The sequence below is a fragment of the Roseibium sp. genome, assembly GCF_965229775.1.
Classification (GTDB): Bacteria; Pseudomonadota; Alphaproteobacteria; order Rhizobiales; family Stappiaceae; genus Roseibium.
On record NZ_OZ245929.1, the window covers coordinates 3,861,350 to 3,884,601 of the forward strand.

The 23,252-nt window shown below is 60.0% G+C and carries 14 protein-coding genes; 12 read left to right on the forward strand and 2 right to left on the reverse strand.

All coding sequences use genetic code 11. The features are described from left to right. Positions 1-116: 116 nt before the first annotated feature. From ACO07N_RS17505 to ACO07N_RS17525, 5 genes are all read left to right on the forward strand, one after another. Complete coding sequence (locus ACO07N_RS17505; RefSeq protein ID WP_421982251.1) at positions 117-803, forward strand: response regulator transcription factor; 687 nt, start codon at positions 117-119, stop codon at positions 801-803. Continuing rightward, positions 787-2,244: an ATP-binding protein gene (locus tag ACO07N_RS17510; protein WP_421982252.1), complete on the forward strand. Its 1,458-nt coding sequence runs from the start codon at positions 787-789 to the stop codon at positions 2,242-2,244. The genes ACO07N_RS17505 and ACO07N_RS17510 overlap by 17 nt, the downstream gene beginning before the upstream one ends. Continuing rightward, positions 2,198-5,191, forward strand: coding sequence for a bifunctional [glutamine synthetase] adenylyltransferase/[glutamine synthetase]-adenylyl-L-tyrosine phosphorylase (locus ACO07N_RS17515; RefSeq protein WP_421982253.1), 2,994 nt, complete (start codon positions 2,198-2,200; stop codon positions 5,189-5,191). Before ACO07N_RS17510 ends, ACO07N_RS17515 begins: the two co-directional genes overlap by 47 nt. Before the next feature lie 813 nt (positions 5,192-6,004). Then, the gene (locus ACO07N_RS17520; protein ID WP_421982254.1) at positions 6,005-7,048 is read left to right on the forward strand and encodes a T3SS effector HopA1 family protein; all 1,044 of its coding nucleotides are present in this window, start codon (positions 6,005-6,007) and stop codon (positions 7,046-7,048) included. A 460-nt stretch (positions 7,049-7,508) separates the two neighbouring features. Next, positions 7,509-8,162: a hypothetical protein gene (locus ACO07N_RS17525; protein WP_421982255.1), complete on the forward strand. Its 654-nt coding sequence runs from the start codon at positions 7,509-7,511 to the stop codon at positions 8,160-8,162. A gap of 79 nt (positions 8,163-8,241) precedes the next feature. Here the strand turns inward: ACO07N_RS17525 and ACO07N_RS17530 are convergent, their stop codons facing one another. Together ACO07N_RS17530 and pepN are read right to left on the reverse strand one after the other, a co-directional pair. Continuing rightward, positions 8,242-10,599 (reverse strand): PAS domain-containing sensor histidine kinase, encoded by a 2,358-nt coding sequence (locus tag ACO07N_RS17530; protein WP_421982256.1) that lies wholly within the window; start codon positions 10,597-10,599, stop codon positions 8,242-8,244. 157 nt (positions 10,600-10,756) lie between these two features. Then, complete coding sequence (gene pepN, locus ACO07N_RS17535) at positions 10,757-13,402, reverse strand: aminopeptidase N (RefSeq protein ID WP_421982257.1); 2,646 nt, start codon at positions 13,400-13,402, stop codon at positions 10,757-10,759. Between the two features lie 213 nt (positions 13,403-13,615). Here pepN and ACO07N_RS17540 point away from each other — a divergent pair, with 213 nt between their 5' ends. The 7 genes from ACO07N_RS17540 (at position 13,616) to ACO07N_RS17570 (ending at position 23,251) form a co-directional block, all read left to right on the forward strand. Beyond that, entirely contained in the window at positions 13,616-14,113 is a 498-nt protein-coding gene (locus ACO07N_RS17540) for a class I SAM-dependent methyltransferase (protein ID WP_421982258.1), read from the forward strand. A gap of 30 nt (positions 14,114-14,143) precedes the next feature. Continuing rightward, the gene (locus ACO07N_RS17545; RefSeq protein ID WP_421982259.1) at positions 14,144-15,334 is read left to right on the forward strand and encodes a CaiB/BaiF CoA transferase family protein; all 1,191 of its coding nucleotides are present in this window, start codon (positions 14,144-14,146) and stop codon (positions 15,332-15,334) included. 24 nt (positions 15,335-15,358) lie between these two features. After that, on the forward strand, positions 15,359-15,955 hold the full coding sequence (locus ACO07N_RS17550; RefSeq protein ID WP_421982260.1) for an NUDIX domain-containing protein: 597 nt from the start codon (positions 15,359-15,361) through the stop codon (positions 15,953-15,955). A 132-nt stretch (positions 15,956-16,087) separates the two neighbouring features. Continuing rightward, positions 16,088-17,938 (forward strand): adenylate/guanylate cyclase domain-containing protein, encoded by a 1,851-nt coding sequence (locus ACO07N_RS17555; protein WP_421982261.1) that lies wholly within the window; start codon positions 16,088-16,090, stop codon positions 17,936-17,938. Positions 17,939-18,140: 202 nt separating this feature from the next. Beyond that, positions 18,141-20,027 carry a dipeptide ABC transporter ATP-binding protein gene (locus tag ACO07N_RS17560; protein WP_421982262.1) on the forward strand — a complete coding sequence of 629 codons (1,887 nt, stop codon included), beginning with the start codon at positions 18,141-18,143 and terminating at the stop codon, positions 20,025-20,027. Further along, on the forward strand, positions 20,024-21,910 hold the full coding sequence (locus ACO07N_RS17565; RefSeq protein ID WP_421982263.1) for an ABC transporter substrate-binding protein: 1,887 nt from the start codon (positions 20,024-20,026) through the stop codon (positions 21,908-21,910). Before ACO07N_RS17560 ends, ACO07N_RS17565 begins: the two co-directional genes overlap by 4 nt. A 315-nt stretch (positions 21,911-22,225) precedes the next feature. Next, positions 22,226-23,251 (forward strand): ABC transporter permease, encoded by a 1,026-nt coding sequence (locus ACO07N_RS17570; protein ID WP_421982264.1) that lies wholly within the window; start codon positions 22,226-22,228, stop codon positions 23,249-23,251. Position 23,252: the final 1 nt, after the last annotated feature.

The window sequence follows — 23,252 nt, forward strand, 5'->3', positions numbered from 1 at the left end:
GGCCGGTCTTCGCCATGGGTTTCGCCCGTAAACCCAGCCGGACTGGCGGCGGCGCCTCACATCCATTGCCGCCGCCAGCCATTCCATTTCATGCTCACTCAAGGTAAAAGGGTTTCATGTTGCGGATTCTTGTTATCGAAGATGATCCAGAAGCGGCGAGCTATCTCGTCAAGGGATTGAGCGAACTCGGCCACACGGCCGATCATGCTGAGGACGGACAGAGCGGTCTGGATATGGCCCTGCACAGCAGCTACGACATTCTCATTGTCGATCGCATGTTGCCCAAGCTTGATGGACTTTCGATCATTCAGGAACTGCGGCAGGAAGACAATCACACGCCTGTGCTGATCCTCTCCGCACTTGGTCAGGTTGACGACAGGGTCAAGGGTCTGAAGGCGGGTGGCGACGATTATCTCCCCAAGCCCTACGCCTTTACCGAACTGCAGGCGCGTGTCGAAGCGCTGGCGCGCAGGCCCAAATCATCCAGCCAGGTTGAAACCACTTACACGGTCGGTGATCTCATTCTCGACAGGATGGCGCATTCCTGCCGGCGCGGTGAAACCGAGATCCCGCTCCAGCCCCGTGAATTCCGCCTTCTGGAGTATCTGATGCAGCACGCCGGTCAGGTCGTAACGCGGACAATGCTTCTGGAGAACGTCTGGGAGTATCACTTCGACCCGCAGACGAACGTCATCGACGTTCATATCTCACGCCTCCGCGGAAAGATCGACAAGGGCTTCGAAACGCCCCTTCTGCACACAATCCGTGGAGCCGGGTACACCATCCGTGACGCGGCTCACTAGATTTGTCCGCACGACAGCGTTCAAGCTGTCCTTGCTCTACATTGCTGTTTTCACAGTCATGTCGGGCGTGCTCGTCGTCTATGTTTCCGAGAGCACCGACAACCTGATGTCCGAACAGGTCGTTCAGGCCGTGGATGCGGAACTCAAGGGTCTTTCGGATGTCTATGTGCGGGGCGGCATCCGCGATCTCGTCGAAACCGTCGACGACCGTACCCAGCACCCCGATGCCAGTCTCTATCTGCTTGTCGATTTCGCCGGCAACGCGCTTGTCGGCAACATTGCGCGCCTTCCGACCGTTGTGCTGGAAGAGGCGGACGGCGGCTTGCGCCGGGTGCGCTACACGCTACTGGGGCAGGGGACCGAGGATGTCGAGCGCCAGGCAATGGTGCGCACATTCGAGCTGCGCGGCGGGTTTCGACTGCTCGTGGGCCGGGACCTCGGCGATCAGCTCAGATTTTCCAACCTGCTTGCCAACGCCCTGCGTCTCTGGCTGGTCGTCGTGGTGGTCATGGCCGCGATCACGTGGTTCTTCGTCAGCCGGCGCGTGATGAAACGCATCGACGACATATCCGCCTCCAGCCGGATGATCATGGACGGCGATCTCTCCGAACGCCTGTCACTTGCCGGTACAAACGACGAGTTCGACCGGCTGGCCGTCAATCTCAACGACATGCTGGACCGTATCGAATTGCTGATGCAGTCGATGAAGGACGTGACGGACAACATTGCCCACGACCTGAAAACCCCGCTGACCCGGTTGCAGACCCGTGTCGAAACGGCGTTGCGGGACGCCAAGGGGGAAGCGGGATATCGAGGCGCGCTTGAAAGCACGCTTCACGAGACCGATCATCTGCTGCGCATTTTCAACGCGCTTCTGCGGATTGCCCGTGTCGAGTCGATGGCCCCCGGTTCGGTGATGGAACCGGCGGACCTGAACCGCCTCGTTGCGGAGATTGCCGAACTTTACGAACCTCTTGTCGAAGACGAGGGCGGCCGTCTGGAGATCGACGTTCCGGAAAATCTGGAGGCCGTTTGCAACAGGGATCTCATCAGCCAGGTTCTGGTCAACCTGATTGAAAACGCACTGAAATACGGCCGCCCGGAAAAAGGCCCCCTGGTGCTTCGTTTGAAGGGAAGGGAAGAGGGAGGACGCGTCTGGCTGTCGGTGTCCGACAACGGTCCCGGGATACCGGAAAAGGACCACGACCGGGTCATGGATCGCTTCGTCCGGCTTGAAGAAAGCAGATCGGAACCGGGAACCGGCTTGGGATTGAGCCTTGTCAAGGCGGTTGCCCGCTTGCATGGCGGTGACTTGCGCTTCAAAAATGAACATCCGGGACTGTGTGCCCGCATAGATTTGACGCCGGTTTCGCATGAAAGTTTCAGGAGCGGGGATGGAGAAGAAAGATTCGGTCGGACCGAACAGCCACGCGGCGGATGACGCCGCGAAGGGAGCCTTGATAGACCGTATCAGGATCGTTCCGGAAGCTCCGGATAGCGCACGCGCCGCACTCTTCGTCGATGATCTGCTCAACCACGACGACATGGGCGGCACGTTTCGCACTTGTTTTCAGGACAGGCCTCTGATCGCAGGGTACCTGACGGGTGTCCTCGGAAACTCACCTTACCTGCGTGACCTCATTCTTTCCGATCCGGCAAGAGCGTTCGGCATCCTGCAGGAGGCTCCGGAAAAGCGCATTCGGCGGTTGCTGCAAGACGCATCTGAGGCAAGGGCGGAGGACGAAGCGTCGATCATGCGGCAACTTCGTCACCTGAAGCAGGACCTCGCACTGACGCTCGGGCTCGCGGATATCGGCGGCGCTGTCGAACTGGATCAGGTCACGCGCGCTCTCGCCGGATTTGCCGACGCGGCGCTTAACGCGGGTGCGCGGTTTTGCCTGAACGATCTGGCACGCCGGGGCAAGTTCTCACCGCTCGATCCGGAAAAGCCGGAAGTCGGCAGCGGGTTGATCGTGCTGGCGATGGGAAAACACGGCGCCAACGAGCTGAACTATTCCTCCGATATCGATCTCATCGTGCTTTACGATCCCGCAAAGGCCCCCATGTCCGGCAGTGCGGAGGCGCCGGTCGAATTCGTTCGCCTCACGCGCCGCCTGGTCAAGATCATGCAGGACCGGACAGAGGACGGCTATGTTTTCCGCACGGATCTGCGTTTGCGGCCGGATCCGGGAGCCACGCCCCTGGCGATGTCCGTGCCGGCAGCGCTGGTCTACTACGAATCGCTGGGCCAGAACTGGGAGCGGGCGGCACTGATCAAGGCGCGGGCCTGCGCCGGCGACGTACCGGCAGGTGAAGCTTTCCTGCACGAGATCGTGCCGTTCATCTGGCGGAAATACCTGGATTTTGCCGCCATCGCCGACGTTCAATCGATCAAGCGCCAGATCCACATGCACAAGGGCCATGGTGTTCTGGCGGTCGCCGGGCACAACGTGAAGCTCGGTCGCGGCGGCATCCGGGAGGTCGAGTTCTTCGTCCAGACGCAACAGCTGATCGCGGGTGGACGCAATCCGGCGCTGCGCGGAAGACGCACGCTCGACATGCTCAATGCCCTCAGCAATGCGGACTGGATACGATTGAGAACCCGCGACGAGATGCGGGACGCCTATGTGTTTCTGCGCAACGTGGAACACAGGATTCAGATGCTGAACGACGAACAGACCCAGCTCCTGCCCAAGGATGACGACGGATTGAACCGCGTCTCCGCTCTCATGGGCTTCGAGACGTTCGGCGCATTCGAAACCGAACTGCTTGGCCACATGCAGAAGGTTCAGCTGCATTATTCCGAACTCTTCGAGGAAGAGCCCGGACTGTCCTCCGAACTGGGCAATCTGGTTTTCACCGGTGACGACAATGATCCCGATACGCTGGAGACACTTGCACGTCTGGGCTTCAGGAAGCCGGACGAGGCCGCCAATATCGTGAAGGCCTGGCATTTCGGGCGCTATCCGTGCACGCGGTCGACCAAGGCCCGCGAACGGCTGACCGAAATGCATCCGACGCTGATCGGTGCGCTGGCGGCGACCGACAACGCCGACGCCGCGCTGGTTGCCTTCGACAGCTTCCTGTCGAAATTACCGGCCGGTGTTCAGCTCTTCTCGCTCCTCAGATCCAATCCGCAACTGCTGACCCTGCTGGCCACCACGATGGGGACGGCCCCGCGCATGGCGGAGACTGTCTCCAAACGCGTCCACGTGCTCGATGCGGTGCTGGATCCGGCCTTTTTCGGTGCCATGCCGAGCGTGCAGGAATTCAGGATCGGGCTGGACCAGACCCTGTCGCAGGCGCGGTTCTACGAGGAGGCGCTCGACCGTGCCCGCATTTTCGCCCAGGAGCAGCAGTTCCTGATCGGCCTCAGGCTGCTTTCCGACACGCTCTCCGCGGACCGGGTCGGCTTTGCGCTCGCGCGTCTTGCCGAGGTGGTCGTGGACCGGACCCTGGTTCAGGTGATCCGCCATGTCGCCGAAACACACGGTGTCGTGCCCGGCGGCAACATCGCGGTCCTGGCGATGGGAAAACTCGGCGGCCGCGAAATGACCGCCTCGTCGGACCTCGACCTGATCCTGCTTTATGAAGCGCCGGAAGACGTCAAGGAAACGGATGGCAAGCGGCCGCTCGCGATCACGCAGTATTATACCCGGCTCACGCAAAGGCTGGTCACGGCGCTGTCGGCACCGACCACGGAAGGCCTCCTCTACGAGGTCGATTTTCGGCTGCGTCCGTCCGGCAATGCCGGGCCGCTGGCAACGAACCTCGATGGGTTCATTTCCTATCAGGAAAACAGTGCCTGGACCTGGGAACACATGGCCCTGACGCGGGCACGGGTGATCGCCTCGAGCTCGCCGGAATTTGCTCAGAAGATCGGCGACAGCATCTGCGAAACCCTGAAGAAATCCCGCGATGTTGCAAAGCTCGCCGATGACGTCCGGTCCATGCGTGCCCGTATCGAGAAGGAGAAGGGCACAAAGGATATCTGGGACATGAAGCAGGTCGCGGGCGGTCTCGTCGATATCGAATTCCTGGCCCAGTACCTGCAGTTGGCCAACGCGTACGAAACACCCGGCATCCTGGCCCAGGGAACCGAGGAGGCGCTAGAAAGGCTGCGGGAAGCCGGCTTTCTCGAACCGGGAGACGCGGCCCTGCTGCTTGAAGCACTGCGGATGTATCAGCGGCTGACTCAGGTTCTGCGGCTCTCGCTCTCGGGTGATTTCAAGCCTGCCGAAGCACCCGGCGGGGTTCTGGATCTTCTGGTCCAGGCGTCCGGAAGCCCGACCTTTTCCAGGCTGGAAATGGAACTCGCCGACCTTCAGGCAAAGGTGCGTACCACGTTTGTCAGCTTGATCGGCGAGGTCGAGGTCGTCGAGGGCTGATCCGCCCGTTTCTTGCTTTCCTGCACTGCTCTCCTGTTCACAAAGTACTGTCGAACTTATGTCTCTGAGAAAAAATAATGCCGTCTGCCGCCAAATCAGGACACGATATTTTTCCTCGGCTTGTCGTCCCGGTTTGCCGCATACGCGGCAAGATCGGGATCCAGTATTCCCTGTGACAAGAGGTTCAAGGAAGAAGGAGAGACAAGTGGCTACTGGTTTCCGGCCTTCCGCTGCGCTTCAGCCGGAATGACAAGTTCATTGACTGAGGACCGCCTAACTAGAGTATTTTCCGACCAGTTTGGATCATTTGACCGAGGCCCTTTTTCGCGCTGGCGAGGCGGTTCGCCCGCTGCGGTGTTTCCCACCACAAGGGTGGACCAACGTTGCCAGAGCGAAAAAGGGCCCGGCCAATCTTGATGTGTGTCGCTTGAATGCGTTCCACAACCGGTGAGGATATCCGGCCCCTCGGCTGCGTTGTGCCACTTGCACGATGCACCGCATCGAGCTTCGTGACCCGCCTGGCCGAATGAACCGGATATCCTCATCAAATGAACCAAATTGGTCGGAAAATGCTCTAGATGAACTACGGGTTAAACCGGACAGCGGTGGCTGTCCTGCAAGGGTGACGATGCCCGGTGTCAGGCCGGAGCGACAACACGCCAAGATGCGAAAACTTCAGTAATTCCAGAAACTAAGACGGCTCGTCTGAATCCAAAAATTAGAAGCGGCATGCTTGCGTTGTAACGCGCGTCACAGGGAAAGCTGTGCCTTGTCCTCCATCTTCAGGTCACGAACTGAACATGGAGCGATCAAATGGCACTTCATCGGGACTTGAAAATCGTAGCTGACTGGGCTTGGCTGAAACGTGCGGATCTGATGCGCAAGGCCCTGGCCACCGGTCGGCCGAAAGGACACACGCATCTGTCGCGGAACAACCGCGCGGTGAGTGAAATCTATGGGTACATCTGCGGCGCGACCGCCCGCAATCGTCCCTCCAGGAGGACGATGGAGAGCTTCTCTGAAACGCTGAGCAGAAAGCTTCATAACAAGCTCCACGGCGCCAGGTACCTTTGTCAGACCAACGGCTGGACCGAGATGGCCAACCTGAACGATTTTCCGGAGTGGACGGACTGGGTCGGGGCATTCATCCACTTCATGACCCCGAACAAGGTCGCGTGCAGGGAACGTGTTTATCTCAACCTGAAAGAAGAAACACGTGATAGGGCATTCAGTGCGATCCTGAAGAAGATCTGGCATCTGCCTGGCTTGTACAGCGCGAAGGTCGCCGCGCCAGGTTCGAAAAAGACCGACACTGTCGTGATTTACTGTGACACCCGGGAAACGCGGGAAGAGGTCGTGAAGATCGTCCGCAAGTATCAGAAAAAGAAAGTGGGGCACTTTGGTTCACAATTGCCGAAAATGGTGGCGTCTGACGGACTGGGAATCGGACATGGTGCCGAACCTCCGGACATGCATCCGGTGCGCCCGACCAGCGACAGGTTCGAGGCAGGTCACACCGACGGGCAGAGTTTTGGATTTTATCGGGCGACCCTCATCTTCATCGCGCTTGAACGCACGCAGTTTCCGGAGAACATGGACCAGGACTGCCGCAGGGCAGGTGTCAATCTGAGCAGATTTCAGAACGCCAACCCGAGACACGGAATGCAGCTGGACATCGAAGGCGAGCAGAGGAAACAGGTAAATGCCGTCCGACAGATGGCGCAGAAAATGGAGTTCGAAAGGCGAGTCGAAGAGGTTTTCCGGCTCGCCGGTCTGAATGCGGAACAACCGGAAACGCAGGGAGACCCGATCCTGAGCGCACTTCCGCCTCCTCATCCGCCGCTGCCAGCAAATTGACTCAAGCAAGAATACGAGGGGTGCCGCCGCTCAGTTGGTATCGTGTTCCGCAAGCGGAAGCGTGCAACTGACGGTGGCGCCCTTTTTGATCTCGCAATGATTCAGATACTTCCGGCCATGCAGCCCGATCCGCAAGCGGTCGAAAGCCGGACCCGTCAATCGTCCCTGCTGGCGTGACCGCAAAAACCAAGTTCAAGCCGCCGCTTGCCGCTTGAAGCAACAGGTCGCCACCGCCACTTAAACCATATCTGCAATCTGACTTAAGCGGTTCGTCGAGAAACTTCTGGTGTCTTCGTCCGACTGGCCGTGCACTCTCGAAATCCACGAAATCCACGAAATCCACGAAATGCCGATTGGTCGCTTTCGCTGTGCCGCGTGTCACACGGAAGGGACGGCTTCAATTGCCATGTTTTGGTGTGCAACCGCACCTCCGCGAAACACTGGGAAAGAGGCAAGGCACATGTATTCAAGACTTCAATTCGAACATGATCTGATGCGCACCGCCAGGGCCAACTACAACCTTGGTGAACTGCAATTTATGCAAGACGCCCGTCAAAGGGCGATCTATGCAGGTCTGCAAGTCGGTGCGAACGCGACCCTGGCCCGGCTATCATCGAACATTGCGTGGCGCGTCTATCAAAAATCGTTCAACCAGGGCGGCGACATGTTCATGGGCCGCCTGGCTCAGACACAGCGGCTTTATTGGGTATTCGGTCTGGACGCCCGGCACCAGTACAACCTGTCACCGGGCGGCGCAATCAATGTCCAGAAGCTGAAGGACTGGTCGATCATGATCAATGATTGCTGGGTGCTCGGCGCGGTTCATGCGCAAAAACGGTTCGTCCTGGAAACCGACATCAACTCCGCCGCAGATTTCTGGGACGCGAACCACAACAGATATTTTGTAACCGGCCGCGAGCTCGTGGGCCTGGAATTGTTCGGGTACCAAATGGAAAAAACCCGGGGCACGAACATGACCACGTTCGTTTGCACGTATCCGGGCATGGCGGCTCAGGCAAGCCTGACAGGATACGCCAGCAAGATGAACCGGACCGGTGGTGGCCTGGTCGACAAGATGCGGCTTCTGAACTGGGTGAGAGGCAACAGGATCTGAGCCCACTGATTGGGACTCAAAGCGTCTGTGCAAGGGGCGGTGGTGTGACCGCCTCCCGCGCTTGGGGGAAATGAGAACTCTAGGCGCCGGTTTCTTCTTCGGCCAGCGGCAGGGTAAAGCTGACCGTCGTACCTTTTTTCACCTCGGAATGAATCGTGAGCTTCCCGCCATGCAGCTCGACAAGCGAGCGGGCGATGGCGAGCCCGAGACCGGAACCCTGGTGTGTTTTCGTGAACTGGTTCTCGACCTGAACGAAGGGCTGGGCAAGCCGTTCGATATCGCGTTCCGAAATGCCAATCCCCGTATCCTTGACCTCGAACTTGAGCTTGTCGCCGCGCGGCTCTGCCTTGAGCGTGACCACGCCGCTGTCCGACGTGAATTTGACGGCGTTCGCGAGCAGGTTCAGCAGGATCTGTTTCAGCGCCCGCTTGTCGGCATGAACCATCAGGTCTTCGCCGACATCGGTACTGACCGATATGTTCTTTTCGGTCGCGGCTCCGGTAACGATCCGGCTGGCGTCTTCGGCGGCGGAGGAGGCGCAGACGACTTCGGTGTCGATCGACATCCGCCCGGCTTCGATCTTCGACATGTCGAGAATGTCGTTGATCACGTTGAGAAGATACGTGCCGGAGGAATAGATGTCCTTGCAATAGTCGGAATAGCGCTCCGTGCCGATAGGCCCGAACATTTCCTGTGTCATGATGTCGGAAAAGCCGATGATCGCGTTGAGCGGTGTTCTGAGTTCATGCGAGATGTTTGCGAGAAATTCCGACTTCGCCTGGTTGGCCGCTTCGGCACGGGTCTTTTCTTCCTGGTACTTGTCGGCCATCTCGACAAGCTGCCGCGCCTGGAATTCAAGTGTCTGGCGGGACTTCTGAAGGTCCGAGACGGTCGCCTTCAGCCGCTTCTCGGACTCCATCAGTTTTTCTTCGTGTTTCTTCAGCGCCGTGATGTCCGTGCCGACGGAGACGAAACCGCCGTCCTTGGTGCGCCGTTCCGAGATCTGCAGCCAGCGGCCGTCCTCGAGCTGGGCCTCGTAAGAGCCCTCCGGAGCGCCGCCGCGCTGGTTCACCGTGACCGGCTGCGGCGCGACTTCCGCGTTCGAGGCCGCGGCCATCACGTCTCCGTAGGGCGTGCCGGCCTTGATCACGTAGCTCGGCAGGCTGTGCAGAGACTGGTAGTTCGAGTTGCAGATCACCAGTTCGTTCTTTGCATTCCACAGCACGAAGGCTTCCGATATGGTCTCGATCGCGTCGCGAAGGCGCAGATCCGCCATGCGGCTCTGTTCGGCGAGGCGATGCTGTTCCGTGATGTCGATGCAGATCCCGATCAGGTGAGGTTCGGCGCGTCCGGGCTCGGACTGGATTTCACCGCGTGCCCGCAACCAGATCCAGCTGCCGTCCGCATGGCGCATCCTGAAGGTTTCGTCCACCAGCGTTTCGCCGGTTTCTAGCAGATGCTCGGCTAGGCCTAGCAGGTCGATATCGTCCGGGTGGGTGATGTCCGCGACATCGGCAAAGCTCAGGATGTCGTCCTTTGGCTCGCGCCCCAGCAGTTCATAAAGCGAAGACGACCAGAACATCCGTCCGCGCGAGAGGTCCCAGTCGAACAGGCCGCAACGGCCGTGCGTGAGCGCGGTATCGATCCGCCCGCGTGTGGCCGCATACATCTCGTCGGCGGTTTCCGCGCGTGTCGCCTGGCTGAAAAAACCGTAGATGACCGCAAGCAGGACGAGGGATGTCCCGACAAACAGGGTGACATTCGCTGACAGATCGTCTCTCCAGCTGGCAAAGACGGCGCTTTCCGGCTGCAGCACGGCAATCATGCCGAGATTGCCGTCGAGATGGTGCACGGTCGCCAGGAAGGTCTCGCTTGTGCCGTCGCTTGCCAGGTTGACCGGCACGGTCAGGACGCCCGCGCGTGCGCCGAAAACGGTAAGCGGCTGGGAGGGGCTGAGCAGGTTGGTTATCGGCTTGCCTTCAAGGGCAGGGTGCGCCGGGGCCGTAGCGGCAATCGTTCCCCGCTTGTCGGCAACCAGAAAAACCCGCGACTTCCCGGTGGCGCCGGCCGGAAGGCTGTCGGCGAGCGCGCGCTTCAGCGTGGTCCGGAACCCGTTCGCCGGAAGCGTGTCCTCGACGGCATTCAGGCGGGTCGCCACGACGGAAGCCATCAGGCTGAGGGTGGTCTGTGCGGATTTCTCGGTTTCCGTGTGGCTCGTCACGAGTTCGCCGGCGCGGAAAAGGGCAAGGACGAGAATGAAGACGATGGCGAGGCCGGGGATGATGCGGCGTATGATCGTATCGGACGTGACGATCACGTTCCGCAAGGCTGCCAGGGCTGACTTGAGTTGCGGGCGCGTTTCGCCTGAACTCTTTTCAGCGTTCGAATCCTTTTCGTGGCCACGCGTGGAAGCGTCGCCAGTCAGTGCTCGCGCCATGGAAAGTGTGCCTCAAAAACCGCAGCATCGGAGCTCGCTCCGAATCACTTCCATTTGAATCAAATATGCGGTTTTTGTCCAGTCCCAACCAAGAAGAAAATGGTTAACGTCCCCACAGAGTCAGGGCGTTCTTGTTAACCTTTTCCAGTATTGCGCACTATTGCAGTGTCCTGTCGATGATATCCCGGCTGTCTCTCGATAGTTCTTCGCATGATGAAATCTTCAACAGCGCAGACTCCGCCAGTGCACAACGTTGTGACTCCAACGCCCTCCACGAACGGAAGCTGGTCAACAGCCGCGATGCGACTTGCGGATTGCGTTTGTCCAGCTCCAGAACTGCTGCGACGATGAATTCGAACCCGGCGCCGTCCATTCGGGCGAATTGCGTCGGATTGCCCGTCGCGAACGACTGCAGCAGAGCGCGCACCCTGTTGGGATTGGTTTCGTCGAACAGGGGATCCGACCTCAGGGCGCGCACATGTTCGAGGGTTCCGGATCCTGGCGCGGTCGCCTGCACCATGAACCATTTGTCCATGGCCAGGGAATTGTTTTCGTGGCGCAGGCGATAGGCGTTCAGCGCTTCGTCTTTTTGCGGCATGGCATCATGAACGATGAGTGTCAGGCACGCGATGCGGTCGGTCATGTTGTCGGCGCTGCGGAACCGGTCCCAGACGATTTCTGTAGCATTTTCGGCATCCGAAACAGCGAAATAGTGAAGCGCCCGGTTGCCCAGCGCGCGCATGCCGGCCGGTTCCGCATCGGGCGAGTAGGGGCCGGACGGCATGGAATTCGTCAAAGCGTCCCGAAGCGCGGAAGAATGGCTGGCGGCGATCTCCCTGCGAAATGTCTGGCGTGCATCGTGAATGGCGTCAGGATCGACGTCCTTGCCGATTTCCTGTGCGATGTCGGCCTCGCTCGGCAGGGTGAGCGCAAGCGCCTTCAGCGCGGGATCTAGCTCCCTGTCCCGCAAAACCTTCCCGAAGACATCGATCACGCTGCGCGATGGTGTCAGCGCTTCGTCGCTGCGCGACAGGTGCGTCAGTCTGAGCAGTTCACGCATCGCGAGCGTCTGGACGGCCTGCCAGCGATTGAAGGGGTCGCCGTCATGGGCCGCAAGATGCTGCAGGTCCTGCTCGCTCTGGTTCTGATCGAGCCGCACCGGTGCCGAAAAGCCGCGGAGGAGGGATAGCGCCGGTTTTGACGGAATGCCGGAAAACGTGACCTTCTGTCTGGCCTGTTCCAGAAGCATGACGTCACCGGCAATTTCGATGCCGTCTACGGCACCCGGCTCCATATCCTGTCCATTTTCATCGACCAGGCCGAAACGCAGCGGCATCAGAACCGGTTTGCTCTTTCTCTGGCCCGGGACCGGCGGGATCTCCTGCGCGAGATCGACGGAAAAGGTCCCGCGCACCGGGTCATGCTCTGTCTTGACGGACAGGACCGGAGTTCCGGCCTGTTCGTACCAGAGCGCAAACTGGCCAAGGTCGGTGCCGGTTGCGTCCTCGAAACAGGCCAGGAATGCCTCGATGGTCGTGGCGTCTCCGTCATGCCGTTCAAAATAGAGATCCAGTCCCTTCCTGAAGTTCGCCGGACCGAGAACCGTTTTCAGCATTCTGACGACTTCGGCACCTTTTTCGTAAACGGTCGCCGTATAGAAGTTATTGATTTCGTGATAGACGCGGGGCCTCACCGGATGTGCGAGCGGTCCTGCATCCTCCGGGAACTGGTGAGACTTCAAAAGCCGCACATCCGCGATCCGCTTGACCGGGCGGGAGCGCATGTCGGAGGTGAATTCCTGGTCCCGGAAGACCGTCAGCCCTTCCTTGAGGCAGAGCTGGAACCAGTCGCGGCAGGTGATCCTGTTGCCGGTCCAGTTGTGAAAATACTCATGGGCGATCACGGCCTCGATATTCGCGTAGTCCTGGTCGGTCGCCGTTTCAGGGTCGGCGAGCACATATTTGTCGTTGAAGACGTTCAGGCCCTTGTTCTCCATCGCGCCCATGTTGAAGTCGGAAACGGCGACGATGTTGAAGACATCAAGATCGTATTCCAGGCCGAAAGTCTCTTCGTCCCATGTCATGGAGCGCTTGAGCGAGTCCATCGCCCAGCCGCACAGGGCCTCGTTTCCGTGTTCAACGAAGATGTTCAGGTCGACATGCTTGCCCGACATCGTCCGGAAGCTGTCCGGAACGCGGGCAAGATCGCCTGCAACAAGCGCGAACAGATAGGCGGGCTTCGGATGCGGATCGTGCCAGGTGCTGAAATGACGGTCCGTGTCTGCAATCTCGCCCGCTTCCACCGGGTTGCCGTTCGCAAGCAGGACCGGACAGTCCTGCCTGGAGGCCTCGATGCGGGTCGTATAGACCGCCAGCACATCCGGGCGGTCCAGGAAGTAGGTGATCCGCCGGAACCCCTCGGCCTCGCACTGCGTGCAATAGGTGCCGGAAGATCTGTAGAGACCCATTAGTTTCGTGTTTGCATCCGGATTGATGAGGGTCGTGATCGTGAGTTCGAAAGGTTCGGCAGGCGGGGCAAGGATTTCCAGCCTGTCGGACGAGACGAAGTAGGCGCTCTCCGCCAGCACCCTGCCGTTCAGCGCTACGGCGCTGAGGGTCAGTTCGTCGCCATCCAAAAGGAGCGGTGTTCCTGCCCCTGTTCCCTCCTGAGGCGCGACGGAGACAACCGACACGACTTCGGTTTCGCTCGGGTGGAGCCGTATGGTCAGGTGAACCGTGTCGATGCGATAGGCAGGCGGTTGATAGTCTTCCAGCCGTATTGCCGGCGCCGTTTCGGAACGCATTCAGGTCTCCTGCGCTTGTTGTTGTGTTTTTTCCCGGACCCGGAGTTGCCTCTCGACCCTTCGGCTAACGCGTTACCATGATCCCGGATGATGGCAAAGTGCTGTTTCAGGGCGGCAGGGCGCGCGATTGTGCGGCAATCGCGGGCATGGCTTTTGACCTCAGGCTCCCGTTTGACTATGTGAGAGGCCTCATGAGTGACAGGGATACGTTTTATGAGTCGTCTGGACAGCTTTATTCGCCGCATGACATCGCAGAAGATCTTGCTGGAACATCTCGTTGACAAGGTCAATGCGGTCGAAGGGCCGGTCCTTGAACTGGGGCTTGGCAACGGCCGCACCTATGATCATCTACGCGAAATCTATCCGGACAAGGAGATCTTCGTCTTTGATTTTGCGATGAATTGTCACCCGAGCTGCGCACCGGATGCCGATCACATGATCCTGGGCGACATCCGCGACACACTCGCATTTTGCGGGCCGCGCGTTGGCGCGAAGGCATCCTTTGCCCATATCGACATCGGGTCAGCGGATCCGACCAATGATCTGGCAATCGTGAATTGGCTGGAGCCATTGATCGATCAGCGCATGGCGGTCGGTGGTTATATCCTGACCGCGCTGCAGCTGAACCTCTCCAATTTTGAAATACTGGAGAAGCCGGACGGGATTCATCCGGGCCGGTACCATATCTACCGCAAGACGGCAGAAGCCTGAGACCTTGCCATAACCCCGGGATTTCGAAGAATGTCAGCGCCGCTGGAAGGCATCAAAGTTGTCGAACTCGCCAGGATCCTGGCAGGACCCTGGACAGGACAGACGCTCGCCGATCTCGGGGCGGATGTCGTCAAGGTGGAGAGCCCGCAGGGCGACGACACGCGGGGATGGGGGCCGCCGTTCGTGAAGGAGGCCGGCGGAGCCGAGCGCGATGCGGCGTATTTTCACGCCTGCAACCGCGGCAAACGCTCGATCGTGGCTGATTTCAGGACCCCGGAAGGCCAGGAAACGGTCCGCCGCCTCGTCGCCGGCGCCGATATCCTCATCGAGAATTTCAAGGTCGGTGGCCTGAAGAAATACGGGCTTGATTTTGACAGCCTGAAAGAGGTCAATCCGAAGCTGATCTATTGCTCCATCACGGGGTTTGGTCAGGACGGCCCGTATGCGCACCGGGCCGGATATGACTTCATGATCCAGGGCATGGGCGGGATCATGGACCTGACCGGCGAGCCTGAGGGTGCGCCGCAGAAAATCGGTGTCGCGTTCGCCGATATTTTCACCGGGCTCTACGGTGTCATCGGAATACTTGCCGCGCTGCGCAGGCGTGACCGCACGGGCGAGGGCGAGTGGGTCGACATGGCGCTGCTCGACGCGCAGGTGGCTGTTCTGGCGAACCAGGCGCTCAACTACTTCGTCTCCGGAAAGGCTCCGAAACGGCTTGGCAATGCCCATCCGAACATCGTGCCCTACCAGGTCTTTCCGGCAAAGGACGGTCACCTGATCATTGCAGTCGGCAATGACGGCCAGTTCAAGAGGCTGTGCGGAGTGCTGGGATTGCCGGAACTCGCCGGACAACCGAAATTCGCGACCAATGCCGCGCGGGTCGCCGCAAGAACCGAACTCGTGCCGCTGATCAGTGCGGAGACCTCTGTCCGTGCCAGGGACGACCTGCTGGCCGCGCTGGAAATGGAGGGCGTGCCGGCTGGACCCATCAACTCCGTCGCGGATGTTTTCGGCGACCGGCAGGTCGCGCACCGGAACCTGAAGGTCGACTTGCCCGCCGATGGCGTTGCCGGGGGCAGCGTTCCGTCCGTGCGCACGCCGATCGCTTTCAGGAACGGCACCCTTGTGCTGGACCGCGCTGCGCCGTCACTGGGCGAACACACGCTTGAGATATTGAACGAAATCGGGCTTGCAGCCGACAGCACCACCAAAACCTGAACACGTCAATTCGAGGACGTCTCCTTGCCGAACGACACCGACTACCTGCGCTTCATCGATCAAACGCTCCTGTCCGACAACTGGGGCAAGCTGACCCGCTACAGGTTCGACTACCGGCGCAGCGACGGGTCCTGGCAGGAACAGGTCCGTGAGGCCTACGATCGCGGCAACGGCGTGACCTGCCTGCTGCACAATCCGGAGACGGACTGCGTTCTGCTGACGCGCCAGTTCCGGCTGCCCGTGCTGCTGAACGGTAAGGACCCGTTCCTGATCGAAACGCCTGCTGGTCTGCTGGAAGGGGCCAACCCCGAGGAACGCATGCGGTCCGAACTCGTCGAGGAGACGGGATACGAGGTGTCTGCACTCGAACACCTCTTCGACGTGCATATGAGCCCGGGTTCGGTGACCGAATATCTCTCGTTTTACAGGGGCACCTACCACCTCAACGACAAGGTATCGGACGGCGGTGGTGAGGAAAGCGAGGGCGAGGACATCGAGGTGCTGCACGTCCCGCTGCAAGAGGCGCTGGCGATGATCCGCAGCGGTGACATCAGCGACGGGAAAACGATCCTGTTGCTTCAAGAACTCGCATTGCGGCAGCTCACCGGCCAATCCGGGTAACGCAGGATTGGCGAAACCGCGCCTTTATTCTGTCTCAGCCTTAATTTGACGCAAACAGTCTGGCAGGTAAGCTGCTGAAAGCAACGAGAGGATTTGCGCCGGATGGCCAAGGGCAAGCGCCAGGAACGACGGATGAAGCTCCCGCTGACTTCGATTGTCGGTATGGGCTTCGGCGCGTTTGTGGCTTTGGCCATCGGACTGGTGCTCGGACTTTCGGTCAGCGCGAATTTCAGCAACACCTTTTCCCTTTTGAACGACAAGACGATCCTGAGTACGGATGCGCTGGAATCGCAGTTGCGCACGCATTTCACCTCCGTCGAAAACGCGGTTGTCGGCCTCAAACCTTACTTTGATGACGGCACTTTGCGGATCGACGATCCCGAGCGCACGCTTGAGGATCTGTCGATTGCGCTGAAGTCCAACAGCGACATAACCACGCTCGCCGTTACAGCGCCGGACGGAAAACGCCTCGGCATCTACCGCGCGCCCTCCGGAAAACTGTGGCGTATCGAGACCGACGTGCCGACGCCGGGGATGACCCCGGCCAGCCTGCCGATGCTGGAACCGGAGAGCCCGCCGACCTGGGGCCCGCTCGTCGAACACGAGGTCGGGCTTTTTGCAAATGTGTCCGTACCGCTCGTAAGGGAAGGTGAGTTAATCGGCACGCTGACGGCGGCCAGTTCGATGGAAGACCTGTCGCATATCGTCAGGGCGCAGGATGAGGGCCAGGACAACACCGTGTTCATCCTCGACGGATCCGGCCGTGTCATCATGCATTCGGATGCCGGAAGCCTGCAGACCGGCGGCGCGATCAAGAATAAGCTCCCCGAGGCCTGGCAGAAGATCGGTGATCCCGTGCTTGCCGCGATGGCGAGCGAACAGCCGATAGAAGAGTTTCAGAAGGCCGCCGATCTCGGCATTGACGTGTCGTTCGTCGAGGCGGAAGACGAAGAATACATCATGATGAAGGCATCGCTGGACGGCTTCAGCGATCAGCCCTGGACAATCGGCCAGTACTATCAGAGCGCAACCGTGTCGCGGGAAGTCCGCCGGCTGGCCGGGTCGATGTTCGTCGGTTTCGGGGCGCTGGTGATTTCGGTTCTGATCGCGTTCTGGCTCGGCCGCAGGGTCGCAAGGCCACTGCGCAATCTCGCGGTCCAGTCAGAACGGGTCGGCAGCCTCTCGCTGAACGAGGTGGAACCGATGCCGCGCAGCAGGGTCGCGGAAATCGATCAGGTCGCTCTCGCATTCAATTCCATGGTCGAGGGGCTGAAGGCGATGAACACCTACGTGCCGCGGTCTCTTTTCATCAAGCTGATGCGGCTGGGCGGCGGCGAGGCGGCACAGGCTCGGGAAGCGGAACTGACCATCCTGTTCACCGACATTGTCGGCTTCACGGCCCTGTCAGAGCACCTGAGTGCCGAAGAAACGGCCCGCCTGCTGAATGATCACTTCGCCATCCTGGTGGAAGCCGTTGAATCGGAAGGCGGAACGGTGGACAAGTTCCTTGGCGACGGCATGCTTGCCTTCTGGGGCGCTCCGGATGAACGGCCCGACCATGCCGAGGCGGCCGTCAGGACCGCGCGGCGCATCGCGTGTGCGCTGAAAGAGTCCAATTTGCGGTCCAGATCCGAGGGACGGCCGGTGATCAATACGAGGATCGGCATTCACACGGGACGCGCCGTTGTCGGCAATGTCGGCGCGCTGGACCGCTGGAACTATACGGTCGTGGGGGACACGGTGAATGCGGCGGAACGCCTTCAAACGCTCGGCAAGGAAGTCGACGGTGAACCTGAACTGACGATCCTGGCCAGCGCCGACACGGTCTCCAGGCTGCCACGGGAACACAACAAGCGTCCCGTCGGCGCCCATCATCTGCGCGGGCGCAGCGGGTTGATGGAGGTCTACTGGATCGATCCCTATCCGGAGACGGTCGCGGATACGCCGGCGACCCGAAAGCTTCCCGTTTCGGCAGCCGAATAACCGCGCCAAATCACCTTTTCATTCAGCACTTGCACGCAAGATTCTGAAAAAAAGACAGGATTCTGATCAAAGTGATGAATATCGCAGCGCATTTCGCTGCATTTCTGCATTGCTAATCAACGGCGAATTTGGTTGTCTTTCTATTGCAAAAAAGGCTTATTAAGGCTCTCGCAGACAATCCTTGCCGGGGAGGAAACGCGCGGTGAATGTTCTCTCGATCGAGGGACTGACGGTTGATTTTGATACGGCGGAAGGCCGTGTTCGGGCAGTTGACGACGTTTCCTTTGTCGTCCCCGAAAACCGAACGGTCGCGCTTGTTGGCGAATCCGGCTCCGGAAAGACGGTAATTTCACAGACGATCATGGGTCTGCTGCCCCAGGCAGCGTCGATCTCTTCCGGCAAGGTGATCCTTGCCGACCCGACCGGTGCGGAGCCGCCGGTGGACATTGCCGGGCTTGAACGCAAAGGTCCGGAAATGCGGCATCTGCGCGGCAACAGGGTCGCGATCATCTTCCAGGAACCGATGACGTCCCTGTCCCCCTTGCACACGATCGGGGATCAGATCGGCGAGGCTGCCCTCCTGCACAGAAATGTCTCGGGCGCGGAGGCACGGGAGCTGACCTCGGAAATGCTGCGCCTTGTGCAGTTTCCCGACCCCGAGCGTGCCCTGGATACCTATCCCTTCGAATTGTCGGGCGGTCTTCGTCAGCGCGCCATGATTGCCATGGCGATGATTTGCCATCCGGCTCTTCTGATCGCCGACGAGCCGACCACGGCGCTGGACGTGACGATCCAGGCCGAAATCCTGAAACTCATTCGAGAAGTGCAGTCCGAACTGCGCATGTCCGTCCTGATGATCACGCACGATTTCGGCGTCGTCGCGAACATGGCCGACGAAATCGCTGTCATCTACCATGGCCGGATCATGGAAAAGGGCACGGCCGAGCAGCTCTTCTCAAATCCGCAGCACGACTATCTGAAGGCGCTTCTGAACGCCGTTCCGAGTTTCCACATGGACAAGGACGAGCGCCTCGTCCCCATTCGCCCGATCGAGCTGAAGGCCGAAGACCTGACCAGCAACCGGCCGCATTGCGATGTCGCACCGGGTGAGCCTCTGGTCGAGATGCGCAATGTCACCAAGCAGTTTTCGTTGCGCAAAGGGTCGCTCCTGAGTGCCAAAATCAGGACCATGACCGCGCTCGACAACATCAGCCTGACGATCCGCCGGGGCGAATGCCTTGGCCTCGTGGGCGAGTCCGGCTCCGGCAAGACCACCGCCGCGAAAGCCATATTGCGCGCTCTCAGCATCGAGGGTGGCGAGGTTCTCTACAATCGTGGCAAGGGACTGGAAGACGTCGCCAATCTCAAGGGCGCGGACCTCATGGATTACCGCCGCCGGGTTCAGCTCATCTTCCAGGACCCGTTCTCCTCGCTCAATCCGCGCATGACCATCAACGATACGTTGCTGGAGCCATTTGAAGTGCACGGGATCGGGACGCAGCAGGAGCGCTCGGAACGGGTCCGCAACCTGATGAGCCTGGTTGGTCTCGACCCGAGATTCCTGCGCCGCTATCCGCATTCCTTCTCCGGTGGGCAACGCCAGCGCATCGGCATCGCGCGCGCCCTTGCGCTCAACCCGGAGTTCATCCTGTGCGATGAACCGACATCGGCGCTCGATGTCTCGGTACAGGCGCAGATCCTGAACCTGCTTCAGGATCTGAAACGGGATCTCAATCTGACCTATCTGTTCGTCAGCCATAACCTGGCCGTCGTTGATTACGTCGCCGACCGCATAGCGGTCATGTGCCGTGGCCGCCTCGTGGAGATGGGGGAAACGCGCACCGTCGTCGGCAACCCGCTCCATCCGTACACGAAGGCGCTTCTGTCGGCCGTGCCGGAGCCGGATCTGTCGACACCCTTGGATTTCGCCGCGCTCGACGCCAACAGGGCAAGCGAGCCGCATTTGTGGCCGGAACCGTTCCGGATATCCGACGGCACTGTGCCGTTGCTGGTGGAAATGGAGCCAGATCATTTTGTTTGCGCACCCGGACTGAAGAATCCCGGGGCACTTGAGGGGACTGCAGCATGAAATTGTTACATCTGAAAAGGGCAGGGTTGCTGTTAGGTGCAGCCTTGGCCGCGACGCCGCTGGCGGCGCTGGAACTGAAGGAGACGCCTGGTCTCGACGCTTCGCTTCCGCCGATCGCCGAGCGCATTCCTTCCGAACCGCTCATCGTCGACCTGAAAGCCAAGGGCCGCGAGGTCGGCAAGCACGGCGGGTCTCTGGACACGCTGATCGGCCGCGCCAAGGACGTGCGCCTGATCAACGTGTGGGGATATGCGCGCCTGGTCGGCTACAACGACAAGCTCGAACTGGTTCCGGACATCCTCGCGGCCGTCGACGTCGAAGACGGCAGGATCTTCACGCTGCACACCCGCGAAGGCCACAAGTGGTCCGACGGCGACCCCTTCGACGCCGAAGACATCCGGTATTACTTCGAGGATATCGTCAGCGACGAGAACCTGACCCCGTCCGGCCTGCCGCCGTTTCTTCTGGTCAACGGCAAGGGGCCGAAGTTCGAGGTGATCGACGACACGACCGTGCGCTTCACATGGGAAGAGCCCAATCCGCTGTTCCTGCCGGAACTGGCGAAGTCCCGGCCGCCCTTTATCTACCGGCCGTCCCACTATCTGCGGCAATTCCACGAAAAGTACGGCGATCCTGATTTCATCGCCAAGGAAGCGGAGAAGGTGAAGGCGCGCAGCTGGGCGCCGCTGCACAACAAGAAGGACGACATGTACAACGCACGCAATGTCGACCTGCCGACATTGCAGCCCTGGGTGCGCAAGCGCGACGACAGCGATCTGCGCTTCATCCTGGAACGCAATCCCTACTATCACCGTGTCGACAGCACCGGCCAGCAGCTGCCCTATATCGACGAGGTCATCATGACGGTGGCCGACGGCAAGCTGATCCCGGCAAAGGCGCAGGCCGGTGAAAGCAATCTTCAGGCGCGGAACCTGAGTTTCTCCGACATCACGGTCCTGAAGAAGGGGGAAAAGCAGAACGACTACAAGACGGCGCTCTGGTCCAACAGCAAGGGATCGGAGATCGCGATCAAGCCGAACCTGACGGTCAAGGATCCGGTATGGCGCAAGCTTCTGCGCGACTCGCGTTTCCGTCATGCCCTGTCGCTGGGGATTGACCGCAACCTGCTCAATCGCGTGCTGTTTTTCGGCCTCGGCACGCCGGGCAATGACACCGTCCTCGCGGCCAGCCCGCTCTACAAGCCGGAACTCACGAGCAAGTGGGCGGAATACGATCCGGACAAGGCAAACGCGCTTCTGGACGAAATCGGCCTGACCGAGCGCAACGACAAGGGTATAAGATTGCTCCCGGACGGTCGCCCGCTTGAGATCATCGTCGAGACCGCCGGAGAGGCCCAGGTCCAGGAAGATGCCCTCGAACTGGTGACGGAAATGTGGGCTGAGATCGGCGTCAAGCTGTTTGCCAAGCCGAGCCAGCGGGACAACATGCGCGAGCGCGCCATCTCAGGCGATCTGCTGATGTCCGTCTGGTGGGGCTTTGAAAACGGCATCCCAACATCCGAGATGCCGCCGTCGGACTACGTCCCCGTGCGCGGCGACGAACTGTCCTGGCACTCCTGGGGCGACCACTATGAAACCCGCGGTGAGGGCGGCGAGAAACCGGATTGGGCACCCGCCGAGCGGTTGATGGAACTCTACCGGGCGTGGCTCGTGTCCAAGACGCCGGAAGAGCGCACGAAGATCTGGGACGAGATCCTTCAGATCCACGCCGAAGAGACCATCCATATCGGCCTGGTGTCCGGCGTTCGCCAGCCGGTCGTCATCAAGGATGTCAAGAATGTCCCGCTGGAAGGCATCTACGGCTGGGACCCCGGCGCGCATTTCGGCATTCACCGGATGGATGAGTTCTTTCTGAGTGAATAGGCTGACCGGCATCCTTGGCAAGAACGCGCGGCAAACCGAAAACGGCTCCATCAGGGCACAAATCGGATTGCCGCGCGCATGGTCTTCCGCACGTGTTGACTTGCCATTGCGCGGGAAGACATGCTGAGCTTGCGAGAAACGCGAACCGGTTTTCCGGTTCGTTGCGTTGCGGACGCAACTGGAATGGGATTTGAAGGGACGGGCTGCCGGGGATGTGCCGGATAAGTCCCGGACTGCAGGACGGAAGTCGCCGCCATGCGCGTGAGGTTTAAGTGGCGGCGCTGCGGCGGTCGCGTCGGGGTGAGGGGAGTATAGGTGCTCTATTACATTATTCGCCGGGTTTTCATGATGGTCCCGACCTTGTTGGTGATCAGTCTTCTGACGTTCTTCATCATCGAACTTCCTGCCGGCGACTACATCTCCAATCAGATCGCCGCGTTGAAATCCTCCGGCGAGCAGTCCTCGGTCGCCAAGCTGGAATTCCTGCGCAAGGAGTTCTCGCTCGACAGGCCGTTCTTCGAGCGATACCTCATCTGGATCGGTCTGTGGCCCGGGCCGCATGGATTTGACGGCCTGATCCAGGGGAACTGGGGCTGGTCATTCGAATTCGACAAACCGGTTGAACAGGTCGTCGGGCCGACGCTGCCGCTGACGATCGTGCTCAATTTTGCGACCATTCTCTTCGTCTACGTGGTCTCGTTTCCGATCGGCATCTTTTCGGCGACGCGGCAATATTCCTGGGCCGACTACGGTTTCACGTTTCTGGGCTATATCGGCCTGGCGACACCCAACTTCCTGCTCGCGCTGATCCTGCTTTACCTGTTCAATCAGTGGTTCGGCCTGTCGGTCGGGGGGCTGATGGCGCCCGAGTACATCGACCAGCCCTGGAGCTTCGACAAGGCCATGTCGGTGCTCGCCCACCTGATCGTGCCGACCATCGTGATCGGAACCTCCGGCACCGCTGCCATGATCAGGCGATTGCGAGCGAACCTCCTGGACGAACTGCACAAGCAATATGTTACGACAGGCCGCGCGAAGGGGCTCAAGGAAAACCAGCTTCTGGTCAAGTATCCCCTGCGCATGGCGATCAACCCGTTCATTGCCGACATCGGCAACCTGATCCCTTCCATGGTTTCCGGTTCCGTCATCGTTTCCGTCGTCATGAGCCTGCCGACCGTCGGGCCGATCCTGCTGTCGGCGCTGCAGTCGCAGGACCAGTTCCTGTCCGGGTTCATCCTTCTGTTCGTGGCGGTCCTGACCCTGATCGGGATGCTGATATCCGACCTCCTGCTCGCGGTGCTTGATCCGCGCATTCGGCTTGGCGGGAGGGCATCGTCGTGAC